At 34.8% G+C, this 12,578-nt stretch carries 12 protein-coding genes and 1 rRNA gene; 10 read left to right on the plus strand and 3 right to left on the minus strand.

Annotated elements, in window-relative coordinates; all coding sequences use genetic code 11:
- The first annotated feature begins 79 nt into the window (after window positions 1–79).
- Window positions 80–188 (plus strand): 5S ribosomal RNA (rrf, locus tag T529_RS0110575).
- A 78-nt stretch (window positions 189–266) separates the two neighbouring features.
- Here rrf and T529_RS0110580 read toward each other — a convergent pair.
- On the minus strand, window positions 267–752 hold the full coding sequence (locus T529_RS0110580) for a dUTP diphosphatase (protein WP_033163582.1): 486 nt from the start codon (window positions 750–752) through the stop codon (window positions 267–269).
- Window positions 753–908: 156 nt separating this feature from the next.
- Between T529_RS0110580 and T529_RS0110585 the strand changes: the two genes are divergently transcribed.
- The 8 genes from T529_RS0110585 to T529_RS0110620 all read left to right on the plus strand — a co-directional run bounded on the left by T529_RS0110585 (window position 909) and on the right by T529_RS0110620 (window position 9,525).
- On the plus strand, window positions 909–1,547 hold the full coding sequence (locus T529_RS0110585; RefSeq protein ID WP_033163583.1) for a CDP-alcohol phosphatidyltransferase family protein: 639 nt from the start codon (window positions 909–911) through the stop codon (window positions 1,545–1,547).
- The gene (locus T529_RS0110590) at window positions 1,547–2,413 is read left to right on the plus strand and encodes a phosphatidylserine decarboxylase (protein WP_033163584.1); all 867 of its coding nucleotides are present in this window, start codon (window positions 1,547–1,549) and stop codon (window positions 2,411–2,413) included. Before T529_RS0110585 ends, T529_RS0110590 begins: the two co-directional genes overlap by 1 nt.
- A 37-nt stretch (window positions 2,414–2,450) precedes the next feature.
- Window positions 2,451–3,218, plus strand: coding sequence for a ParA family protein (locus T529_RS0110595; RefSeq protein ID WP_033163585.1), 768 nt, complete (start codon window positions 2,451–2,453; stop codon window positions 3,216–3,218).
- Window positions 3,211–4,098 carry a ParB/RepB/Spo0J family partition protein gene (locus T529_RS0110600; protein WP_033163586.1) on the plus strand — a complete coding sequence of 296 codons (888 nt, stop codon included), beginning with the start codon at window positions 3,211–3,213 and terminating at the stop codon, window positions 4,096–4,098. Before T529_RS0110595 ends, T529_RS0110600 begins: the two co-directional genes overlap by 8 nt.
- Window positions 4,099–4,193: 95 nt before the next feature.
- Window positions 4,194–5,675 carry a glycoside hydrolase family 1 protein gene (locus T529_RS0110605; RefSeq protein WP_033163587.1) on the plus strand — a complete coding sequence of 494 codons (1,482 nt, stop codon included), beginning with the start codon at window positions 4,194–4,196 and terminating at the stop codon, window positions 5,673–5,675.
- 2 nt (window positions 5,676–5,677) lie between these two features.
- Window positions 5,678–6,604: an AEC family transporter gene (locus T529_RS0110610; RefSeq protein WP_033163588.1), complete on the plus strand. Its 927-nt coding sequence runs from the start codon at window positions 5,678–5,680 to the stop codon at window positions 6,602–6,604.
- A 13-nt stretch (window positions 6,605–6,617) separates the two neighbouring features.
- Complete coding sequence (locus tag T529_RS0110615) at window positions 6,618–7,463, plus strand: histidinol-phosphatase HisJ family protein (RefSeq protein ID WP_033163589.1); 846 nt, start codon at window positions 6,618–6,620, stop codon at window positions 7,461–7,463.
- A gap of 1,231 nt (window positions 7,464–8,694) precedes the next feature.
- A complete protein-coding gene (locus tag T529_RS0110620) occupies window positions 8,695–9,525 on the plus strand; it encodes a hypothetical protein (RefSeq protein ID WP_033163590.1) in 831 nt (276 codons plus the stop codon).
- 1,079 nt (window positions 9,526–10,604) lie between these two features.
- Here the strand turns inward: T529_RS0110620 and T529_RS0110625 are convergent.
- Window positions 10,605–11,696 carry a GmrSD restriction endonuclease domain-containing protein gene (locus T529_RS0110625; RefSeq protein ID WP_033163591.1) on the minus strand — a complete coding sequence of 364 codons (1,092 nt, stop codon included), beginning with the start codon at window positions 11,694–11,696 and terminating at the stop codon, window positions 10,605–10,607.
- Complete coding sequence (locus T529_RS0110630; protein WP_202962299.1) at window positions 11,693–12,313, minus strand: adenine-specific methyltransferase EcoRI family protein; 621 nt, start codon at window positions 12,311–12,313, stop codon at window positions 11,693–11,695. Before T529_RS0110630 ends, T529_RS0110625 begins: the two co-directional genes overlap by 4 nt.
- Before the next feature lie 34 nt (window positions 12,314–12,347).
- Between T529_RS0110630 and T529_RS0110635 the strand changes: the two genes are divergently transcribed.
- Window positions 12,348–12,578, plus strand: a 231-nt coding sequence (locus T529_RS0110635) for a hypothetical protein (protein WP_033163592.1), incomplete at its 3' end; no start/stop codon positions are given.

Raw genomic sequence — 12,578 nt, forward strand, 5'->3', positions numbered from 1 at the left:
CGGCACTAATAGGCCGAGGACCTGGCCACAAGAGTGAGGAGAGAGTAATGCGTCCGGCTTTGAGGGATGACCCTCGGAATCTGGTGGAGATGGCGCGGCGGGCACACCTGTACCCATCCCGAACACAGAAGTTAAGCGCCGCAGCGGCGACGATAGTGCGCAAGTGCGACAATAGCGCTCCGCCAGGTAGCGAGAGGACCGGAAGGTCCTTTTTCTTTTGCCCGGAATAATGAAAAGGAATAGCTTACGCTATTCTCAATTTCAATCTATTTTGTAGTTGATCCAAATCCACCATTTCTTATAGCTGATGCATCATCGTCATCAGTAAGAAAATATTGCATAAATAGACCTTGGGCAAATCCTTGTCCTTTTTTTACTTCTATAACCTTATCTTCATTAGTATTGTTTGTTATTTTAATAAAAATATGTCCTTCGTTATCTGAGTAAAAATAATCAGAATCAATAATTCCTACAGTATTATTAAGCTGCATGCGATATTTAAATCCTAATCCGCTTCTTGGGAAGATCATTAGTACCCTATTTTCATCCATTTCACAACGGATGCCAGTAGGTATTGTGATTGTTTCATTTGGCTTTAGAGTAAAGTCAAATGGTGCAAAGAAATCATAGCCTGCTGAGCCTTTTGTAGCCCTTTGTGGGAGCTTAATATCGTTATAGATTTTTTCTACGTTATTATCCTTATATGCCAATGCAAATTGATTTAAAGATACTTTATGAAATAATGTACTCATTTTTATTCACCTCGTTATACACACTATCATAAAGATTGTATGAAAATAAAGAAAATTAAGAAATATGCTGTATATTCATCGCAATTCACATAAGACTATAAAAATAAATTTAATCGTGATATAATGCCTTTGTTATGAGTGAAGAGGAGAGAATATATGATTGGTTTCTATAATTATACAGTTATCCTAACATATATGAGTTTATTAAGTGCCTTATTAGGAACACATTTCGCATTTTCACAGAATTATGTATTAGCGTTATTTTGTCTTATGATGTGCGGCTTCTTTGATTCTTTCGATGGTATTGTCGCAAGAAGTAAAAAAGATCGAACGGATGAAGAGAAAAAGTTTGGCATACAGATAGATTCATTGGTTGATCTTGTATCTTTTGGTGTATTTCCAGCTTTAATTGCTTATAGTATGGGATTTACAGAACCTTGGTGCTTCCTGCTCTTTGCAATTTATACCTTAGGTGCAGTTATACGTTTAGGATATTTCAATGTTGTTGAAGAAACAAGACAGCAACAAACAACAGAAAAACGAAAATTCTATCAAGGCTTACCAGTAACATCATCATCACTAATATTCCCAATGATTTATTGTTTGACAGTATGGTTCCCTATTCATGTTGTTCAACAGATTTATTTCTTTGGATTAGGTGTTGTTGGTTTCTTATTTGTCCTTGACTTTAAAGTTCCAAAACCAGGCTTAAAGGGTATTTTAGCCATGATCGGTGCTGGTGCAATCTTACTTGCAGTATTAGTAATTAATGGATATGTAAGGATGGGACGTTAATGAGTATATTATTAAGAGATGGTTCAAAGTTTAACTATAATGAATCACAAGATATATTCTTAAAAAAACTATATGGATCAGTAATCGGAAGAGGAGCACTTAAGGTGATGACTCTTCCTTTTGTAACGAAGTGTGGTGGTGTCTATATGTCATCTGCACTCTCTAAAGGCCGTATTAAGAAATTTATCAAACTGAATAATATTGACATGAGTCAATATGAAGAAAAAGATTATCATGATTTCAATGATTTCTTTACAAGAAAAATCAAAGAGAATCAGCGAACAATCATTCAAGATGATCAAATCTTAATATCACCATGTGATGGTAAACTATCAGTACATCCTATTGATACAAATACCATTCTTACTATCAAAGATACGCAATATAAATTAGATGATCTCTTCATGTCACCATCAATTAGTGATACATTTAAAGGTGGTCAAGCACTGATCTTTAGATTAACTGTTGATGATTATCATCGTTATCATTTCTTTGATGATGGGTGGAAAGAAGAAGATCATTATATACCTGGTATCTTTCATACCGTCAATCCTGTCGCTAATGATTATTATCCTATTTATAAGACAAATAGTCGTAGTTATAGTCTGCTTCATACATCACATTTTGATAATGTTGTGATGATGGAAGTTGGTGCAATGATGGTAGGAAAGATTACTAATCATCCTGTTTCTACATTTAAACGTGGTGATGAAAAAGGATATTTTGAGTTCGGTGGTAGTACAATTGTATTATTATTTAAACCGGGTATTCTTAAAGTAGATGATGATATTATTAAAAATTCAAAAAATCATAATGAAACAAAAGTCTTACTTGGGGAAAAAGTAGGCATGAGAATTGAACGCTAAAAGGAGTCAACCTCCTTTTAAGAGTGGAGGTAAAACAATGGGAAAAGTAATCGCAATCACAAATCAAAAAGGTGGGGTTGGTAAAACCACAACAAGTGTCAATCTTTGTGCAGCACTGGCATATATGAAAAAGAAGGTCTTATTGATTGATGTTGACCCTCAGGCAAATGCAACACAGGGTATTGGTGTGAACCGTGGTGCTTTAGAACGTTCTACATATGATGTGCTTATTGACCAAGTACCTATTGAAGATGTCATTATACCTACAAATGTACCAAATTTGGATATAGCTCCGGCAAGTATCGACTTAGCAGGTGTTGAGGTTCAGCTTTCAACTGTAACACATGGTCGTGAACAGCGTTTAAAAGATGCCCTTAGAAATGCGCGCGAAAACTATGAATATATTATCATTGATTGTCCTCCTGCATTAGGGTTGCTGAATACAAATGCTTTAACAGCTGCTAACTCAGTTCTCATACCTGTACAATGTGAGTATTATGCCCTAGAAGGTTTAACACAGTTATTAAATACAATCTTATTGACACAATCTGTCTTTAATAAAGATCTTACAATCGAAGGTGTTCTCCTCACGATGTTGGATAATCGTACAAACTTAGGCGTTGAAGTCACACAGGAAGTACGCAAATATTTCAAAGAAAAAGTTTACAACACAGTAATTCCAAGAAATATTAAGCTTTCTGAAGCACCTTCCGAAGGTCTCAATATTTTTGACTATGATCCACGTTCAGGTGGTGCGAAAGCATATGATCAGCTTGCAAAGGAAGTGGTGAAGAGAAATGCCTAAGAAGAAAAGTGGATTAGGAAAAGGTCTTGATGCAATCTTTCAAAATGGATCAGCAGGTACTGATTTGACAAGCATGATTGATGCGATTGAAAAGAAAGCACCTGAAATGGCCCAAAATATGATTGCGGTAGATGAGATACGTCCTAATCCTTATCAGCCAAGAAAACATTTTGATGAAGAAGCACTTAACGAATTAGCCGCCTCTATTAAAGAACATGGCGTTTTCCAGCCTATCCTCTTAAAGAAATCTATTCAGGGTTATGATATTGTTGCTGGTGAAAGAAGATGGCGTGCCAGCAAAATTGCAGGATTGAAGGAAATTCCAGCTATTATCGTAGAGTTTACTGATGATCAGATGATGGAAATTGCGCTGCTTGAAAACATACAGCGTGAAGATCTGAATGCGATTGAAGAAGCTCAGGCTTATAAAGCAATGATGGAGAAACTCAATCTTACACAGGAAGAACTCGCTAAAAGAGTTGGAAAATCAAGAGCACATGTGGCCAATACTTTGCGCTTGCTCAATATGCCCGAACAACTACAACAATATGTCCTTGATGGAACATTATCAATGGGACATGTAAGACCATTAATCGGCCTTAAAGAAGAAACAGCCCTGAAGATTGCGAAAAGAACAATTGACGAAGGCTTAAGTGTTCGCCAGGTAGAAGATATTGTCAAAGGCGTAAAACTCTCTCAAGCACGAAAAAATACGCCTAAAAAAGAAAAGAATGCACAGTATACATATGCTGAAGGATTAATTCGTAAGAAATATGGAACACGTGTAAAGGTTGAAGATAAGGCCATCACAATAAAATATACAGATGTTAAAGATCTCAACCGTATTCTTGAACTCATGGGTGTCATTGAAGATATTTAGTCATGTGGAAACACATGGCTTTTTTTGCGAATTATGAAAAAAGATCATATCTAGTCCCTCTTTCATTATAATAAAAGACATGGAGGTATTTTTGTATGAATCAATTTCCTGAAGGATTTTTATGGGGTGGTGCAACGGCTGCCAACCAATTTGAAGGTGGATGGAAAGAAGGTGGCAAAGGACCATCAGTATCCGATGTTGCTAAATTCACTGATCCCAAAAGCATGAAAGAATTACTAGATGTCCATGGTCTTACTGATATTACGGATGAAGATATTAAAGAAGCTATGGCTACTGATGATGAAGTCTATTATCCAAAAAGACATGGTATTGATTTCTATCATCATTATAAAGAAGATATCAAGTTACTAGCTGGAATGGGCTTTAAGGTCTACCGTATGTCCATTGCCTGGAGCCGTATCTTCCCACGTGGGGATGAGCAGGAACCTAATGAAGAAGGCTTGAAATTCTATGACGCGGTATTTGATGAATGCCTCAAATACAATATGCAGCCTTTGGTCACAATGTCACATTATGAACCACCACTAGCTATTGCGACAGAATATAATGGCTGGTATAACCGTAAAGTTATTGACTTCTTTGTCCATTATGTTGATGTCATTACGAAACGTTATGCTTCAAAAGTTAAATACTGGCTGACATTCAATGAAGTCGATTCCATCATTCGTCATCCTTTTATGACTGGTGGTCTTATCGAATCACGATTCAAGAAAGAAGAGTTTGAAGAAGTGGAATATCAGGCGATGCATCATCAGTTTGTCGCAAGTGCACTAGCTGTCAAAATAACGCATGAGAATATTCCTGATGCCAAGGTTGGCTGCATGTTGACAAAGCTTACTTATTATCCCTATAGCTGTAAACCAGAAGATGTCTTAGAAGAAAGAGAACGTATGAGAAGCATTTACTGCTATAGTGATACACAGGTATTTGGTGAATATCCAAAATACTTATTAACGAAATATAGGAATAAGGGCTGGCATATTAAAATGACAGATGAAGATCTTAAAATCATGAAAGCTTATCCAGTCGATTTCATCAGTTTCTCTTATTATTCATCAAGCTGTGTTGCTCATGATAATAATGGCTTAGAAATGACAACTGGCAATACCGTTACCGCAATTAAGAATCCCTATATTCCTTCAAGTGACTGGGGCTGGCAGATTGATCCTATTGGTTTACGTATCTCTCTTATTGACTTGGCTGATCGTTATCGTAAACCGCTCTTTGTCGTAGAGAATGGATTAGGCGCTAAGGATGTTGTTGAAGAAGATGGGGCAATTAATGATGATTATCGCATTGATTATCTGAAGTCTCATATTATACAAATGTGGCATGCGATTCACGATGATGGTGTTGATCTGATGGGCTATACAACATGGGCACCCATTGATCTTATTTCCAATTCCACAAATCAGATGAGTAAACGTTATGGCTTTATTTATGTCGATGTTGATGATTATGGACATGGCACATATAAGAGAAGTAAAAAGAAATCTTATGATTGGTACAAAGAAGTTATTGAGACAAATGGTGCAAGTATTTTAAAAGACGAATAGTTATGAGTATGCAAGTGATAATCAGTCAGATGGCTGAACTCTTTATCCTCTTATTTCTTGGCTATTTCCTTTATAAAATTCATATTATTGATGATACATTCAACAACAATCTCAATAAACTCGTCCTCTATGTCACCATTCCTTGTATGGTTGTCGGCAATGCTCTTTCAATCACAAAATATGCATTACTTTCAACAGTCGGTTATGTCTTCTTGATTGCGATTGCAACATTCTTACTCTTACCTGTTGCAGGATATTTGATTGCTAAAATGCTGAAAGTACCTCAACAAGACATGGGACTCTATGTCTTTATGACAACCTTCTCCAATATTGGTTTTATTGGCTTTCCAGTCATGAAGAGTATCTTTGGTGATGCTGCAATTTTCTATACAACCGTCTTCAACATGGTCTTCAATATGTCCGTCTATACCTATGGACTCTATATCATTAATATGGGTAGTGAAGCGAAGATAGAGGTTACTTGGCAAAAAATCATGTCACCGGCAACCTATTCATGCATTCTTGCCTTAATCATCTATTTAGCCCATTTTCATGCCCCTCATGTCATCACCCATACTATTACAACCGTGGGAGATATCACCACGCCTCTTGCCATGATGATTATTGGCGCAACACTTGCACGAATTCCATTTAAGACAGTCTTTGATGAATTCAAACTTTATCCCTACACCCTCCTCAAACAACTCATTCTTCCTATTATTGCCTACTATCTTTTATCAAGCGTAATTAAAGACCCACTCATATTAGGAGTGACTCTGATCTGTATTGCTATGCCGGTAGGAAATTCGGCTGTTCTCTTTACTAACTTATATGGCGGTAACAATGAACTAGCAGCCAAGTCAGTCTTTATTACTACAACTATTTCAATAATAACTATTCCCATTATTGTCGCATTATTTCTTGCATAAGTGAGGTCATATTATGTATGCAGATTATCACCTTCATAGTGAATTTTCAGATGATTCAAGAGAATCGATGGATAACCAAATCCAACAAGCTATCTCTTTAGGCTTAAATGAAATATGTTTTACTGACCATGTTGACTATGGTATTAAACGTGACTGGGATGACCCTAGAGGCATTGCTTGGCGTCAGGATTCAATGGAACCTCTTGCCAATGTCAATTATCCAGAATACTTCGCCAAACTCTTAAGAATGCGTGTAACTTATGGCAAAGCCATCACCATTCGTTCAGGTCTTGAGTTTGGCATTCAGTCAATTACTGTTGATGACTATAAGAAGCTTTATGATCGTTATCAGGATCAGCTAGACTTTGTGCTCTTCTCCATGCATCAGGTTAACAACTTAGAATTCTGGACACAGGACTTCCAGATAGGAAAAACCCAACAAGAATACAACGAGGAATATTACCGTGAAATTCTTAAGACAATGAAGCTCTTTAAGAATTATTCTGTTCTTGCTCACTTAGACTTACTTGCACGTTATGACAAGAAGGGTATTTATCCATTTGAAAAAGTGGAAGATCTTATTGCGGAAATCTTAAAACAGGCTATTAACGATGATAAAGGTATTGAAGTGAATACATCTTCATGGCACTATGGCCTAACCGATACACAGCCTAGCCGTAAGATTCTTAAACTCTATAAGGATCTTGGTGGAAAGATTATTACGGTTGGCTCGGATGCCCATTCAACAAAATATCTCGCTGATCATATCAAAGATGCCTATGCAATACTAAAAGACGAAATTGGCTTTGAAGAAATCACAACCTTTGATCATATGCAGCCAGTATTCCATAAACTATAAAAGGTGTAGTAGGTTAATCCTGCTACACTTTTTTAAAATGCATTCATAATAACAAGATTAAGATAAATGCAATTAGTGCGAAGTAAATATAAAATTGGTTAATTTTTCTACTTTGGTTTGTGAGATTTTACTCCAGATTACATTATTTCAACTTAGGAATTGATTTATAAATAATAAAATGATTAAATATACTTAATAGATACAAATCATCAGAATGAAAAACCACTATAAAATATGAAACCTAAGTGCTATACTTTTATCTACATAGTACAAGCGATATAGTTAGCAATTGAAGATGATTGTGAAATATTACTTGTAGAAAGAATAAAATCGTTTATCGGTAGTTATAATCTATTGATAAAATAATAGACAACTCATTGCTTTTTATTAATATCCCATCCACTATAGTATGATTTTCTTGAAACATGGTTCATAAGTCTGAGGAAATATTCTATTATCCGTAAGATTAATTCTACGATAACTAGATTTAATTTTTATGTAAATAAAAAGAGGAAAAATGGATAGAAATTTAGAATCTAATCTTTTAGAATCGGCTAATCTACTTTGTACTCAGGATCACAATTAACATTCCAGCAAACTGAGTGTGCATGTTTTGCGACTGCTTTTTCTTCAGTATTTATACAGTCGCTTTATAGTGTTGAAACTGATATTTTGTAGATTATAAGGTTAGAAGCTGGCTTATGAAATAATATTTTTTGAAAAGAGTTCTCTCTTTCTACCGAGGGAAATTTATTATCTTTATTTTCTAAATCTTCATTTATCTCAGATAATGTTAGAAAATAATTTCTTGTTGATCAGTCTTGGTGAGGAAATTAATCATACAATGGAGTTGGTTGAGGAAGAGTCATATCGTATTGTAGGATTTTTTCAAAAGAATACATTATTTTTAGATAATCTTCGGGTAAAAAACTATGGATTTTAAATTATAATGATCTTGGTGGTTCATGTGGGGAAGTCGTTGGAAGAATCTGCGAGTATTTCTTCAATGAATGTACACTGATGATGGCTTCAAATAATAGTGTATTTTTCATAGAAAACTATGCTAAATATAAGTGTAAATAATTATTGAATCTTTATCTAGGATTCTCTTGTATTGTTCATCATGTGGAAAATGTGGTCTATTCATTAGTTCTATAGAATATATGAGTAGAAAAGGAATGCCAGTAAGTAATACAATAATACTTTATAATTAGGAGAAATTGAGGTATAAATGAGACGTACTTTTGCTGATGTCCTCAGAGAGGGCAAAATAAATATAAAAGATGAATATAATAAGCTTTATTCATTAATGTTCGGAAAATATATAATAGAAGGAGATAAATCTCTCCATGATATGATTGAGGAAATCTTTTGTTATTTCAGTTTTCGTGGGACATGTCTATCGTTATCTGAATTTGATAAAAAGTATGGATTTCATTTTGAAAAAGAGCCAAAAGATTTCGATGTAGTTTACCTGGTGTCATTTTGTGAATATTTTCAAAATATGTTGGTGGGCATTCAAGAGGTAGAACGAACTAGACGTCTTCGTTATCAATATATTAATATAAATCTTTTACAAAATCAGATTCGTCTAGTCATAGATAATATAGGATATATGCCTGTTGAAGATGATGGCTTAATAGTTTACGTGGAAAAATCTTCAGCAGCAATTTCAGTATCTGAAAGTCCAATGATTCCAAAAGAATTGTCTTACAAAGTTCTAGAGTATAATCATTATTCTTTGCGTGGTAATTTAAATAAGAAAAAGGTTATTCTTTTACACCTAGCTGATTTACTCGAACCAAAAAGGAAAGAGTTGAATGGAATAAACGGGAATTTATGCAATGATATTTTCTTTGCATTTAATAATCTGAATATTCGACATAATAATATTGATCCCGATAATTCAAGTAACTATAAGCGTCTTATTTCATCTATGAAGGAGGAAGAATTGGAAAAATGGTATGACGAAGTCTATCAGATGTGTTTACTTGCTTTCATGGAGTTAGAAGAAGAGGAGCGTAAACATAAATTTAATACTCTGAAGAAAAAGTTAAACTGACACATAATGTAATATGGTCACTAGGAAAATTTCATCGAGCAGTACGTTGAACTAGCATCACGATAGATGGGATGTGTTCGTGTTCTATATGTAATACAACTAAGTCTAAGGAACTAAAAACACACTTCGACGGAATAATTGCTATGACATTAACTTATAGAGATACTTTAAAGAAATATTACAAAAGTTGAATCTATGGTTTACTGACGAAAAATTAGAAGCCTATGAAATTTTCAATTATCTGCTGTATCTTTGCTGCAAATCAATGAGGAGAAGTATTTTTTGATCATATATTGTACTTGTACCTTTTAGTAAATCAGGTGGAAAAAACGATATGCGGAGTGATTGTTTTGGCTTTAAAAATTGAGATTGAGAATTATGAATATTTCTTTCGTTTTTCATCAGATATCGTAATGTTTGTAAATTGCTTACTGTTTTATTTACTGAACTTAATGAACTGATGTCAGTAATGAGAACGCCCACAATGACAATAATATGGACTATCTATTATGAAGCCTTTTATTACAATACTTTTTCATGCGTTCTAGCAATCCTGAAGATAAGGTGCGAAACATTGGAAAATTAAAAGATTTGAGTGAAATAGGAATATCGTTCATATATTATAAATTTTACCTACTGCCGGGATAAAGGGACAACATAATTTTTATTTAAGCTGTTTTTTTGATATGTTTTAATAAGAGAATTATAAAAATGTACTAAGGATAAGTTGGACTAACAACTTTGTTAAGATTTAATAATTTATTAGTACGATTATTAATAGCAGATTAATGGCGAAAAGAATAGATATTGGCATAATTCGTTTTTTGTGAAGCAAAATACCAATATCTTTTATTGTTCTCAGTAAAATTATTTACGTTTCATTTATATGAATGGGGTAATGCATCGAGTCTAAAGACAGTCCTTTTTCGGCTAGTTTCCATGAAAAAGGTTGTTTTATATTAATTAGATAAAATGAAAAGAGAATCCGTTTCTAGAGCAAGGCTTCTTTGGATTCTCTTTAAAATTATACTGCATTATTAGTGCTCTTGCATGATAGTAATTATTTTTCAGACACTGATTTATATGTTGCTCTTTCGTCGGTTACAATCAGCACAGAGCATTTGACAGTTTTCTGGGGTTGTTTTGCCACCTTTACTCCATGGGGTTATATGGTCTGCTTGCATTTCTGTGATTTCAAAATGCTGACTGCATATAGGGCATATTCCTTTTTGTCGTTCATATGCTGATCGTGCCATGCTTTGAGTGAATGTACGTAAGTTTAAATGCTTTTCTGCACCATCAAGCAGATATTCATAAATACCTGATTTTTTTGTTACATCATCGTCCTGCATAAGCTCAACAATTTTGCTTTCAAGGGTTTTAGGGTCATAATTGGTTTGACTGTATTTATTATAGTAGACACCCCAGTCAAGGCCTTTCATTTCCTTACGATATTTTGGGAAGATTACCTTTACCCAATTAATTACATTTTGAAAGTATAGCCATAATTCATTACAATTCGGATCATGTTGATGCTTCGCCATGTAATCTTCAATTTCAATTCCGTCACGAGCAGATATCCACCTGATAGCAGTTTCAAGATAGTCCTGACGGATTGCGGTACCTTTTAAATAATCGCTTGCAATAGCGTGTGCAGGGCAACCGTTTTTACTGAAATACTTCTTTGCTTCTGTCAACCATTCACTGGTATATATTGCATTACGTAATTCCTGTGGTGTAAGTTGTTCACCTGCAATATTGATAATCTTGAACCAGTCAAGTTTTTCTTTGTCGGTTCCTTCACAAATATATATCATCAATTTATAGTTTAGTATTTGTTCACGTTCTGTGTCGGTTAAGTTATCAAAACCCAAGTGATTGACTGAAAAGTCTCCGTTTACATACTGCGCTATGCTGATTGTTCGCTGTTGTCCGTCAAGAAGCTCATAGCTGCCATTGTCACTTTTCACCCAATACATGACATTCAGTGGAAAGCCTTTTATAACTGTATTTATGACTTCATTACGTTGCTTGTCTTTGTAGATGAATTCACGCTGAAAAGCAGGACGAATGTTCAGCTTTCCGCCATAACCCACAACGCCGTTATCGGCGCTGTCAATATAGCCGTTTGTCACCTCACGGACAGGAATTTCATGCAATTCAATTTTCATTTCTGCTTCTCTACCTTTCTACGCCTTATTAGTATACGGGCGTACAGTTGTTTTCCGTTTAAGATTGCCTTTGCAAAATCATATTCGTTTGCGCTACCACTGTTAAGAACACCAACTATTTCAAATTGGTCAGGATTGTATTTTGTCATAAATGTAATCGGAACGCCAATGACGCCGTAATAATCACAGGGTATATCTGCAGTTTTTGGTACTTCAATAGCGTCATAATTATCATATTTCGGATAAGCTTTTGGTGAATAATTTCTAAACAGGGTCATATCCTCATGTCGCTTCTCTGTATCAAGGTTCGTATACCAGCAAATATTACCCATGCGACGCCATTTTTGACCAGCTTCATCAACCTTGAAGTCTGTTTTCTTAACTTCGTAGCTGTCAGGAACTTTGAACCAATAATGTCCGCTGTTGTAACCGAGCCATACTTTATCAGTTAGAAACAAAGGTAATATCTCTTTATACTTTACTGCATTAAGATTTCCAATAATTAAAAAGTTCTTATCGTATTTAATTAGTTGTGCCATATAATCCCGAAAAAGAGAAAAGGGCGGATTGGTGCAAACAATGATATGATCCCCTAAAGGTAGACAGTACAAATACACAAAATGTACTGCCCTGCTTTTAGGGGGTTTTATTATGGGAAGAAAAGCAAAATATACATTTGAACAGAAACTTCAGGCTGTACTGGATTATCAGTCAGGAAAGAAATCAGCAGTTGATATTGCCTTTGAATTAGATATGGGGAAAAATGGTGACAACAGAATACGTGAATGGTCGAATCTCTATAAAGCTAACGGGCAAGAAGCTCTCAAGCCTAAAGAAAGAAATTCATCTTACTCAAAAGAATTCAAAGATATGGTCGTTCAG

Origin of the sequence: Sharpea azabuensis DSM 18934, from assembly GCF_000702165.1 — a bacterium.
Classification (GTDB): domain Bacteria; phylum Bacillota_I; class Bacilli_A; order Erysipelotrichales; family Coprobacillaceae; genus Sharpea; species Sharpea azabuensis.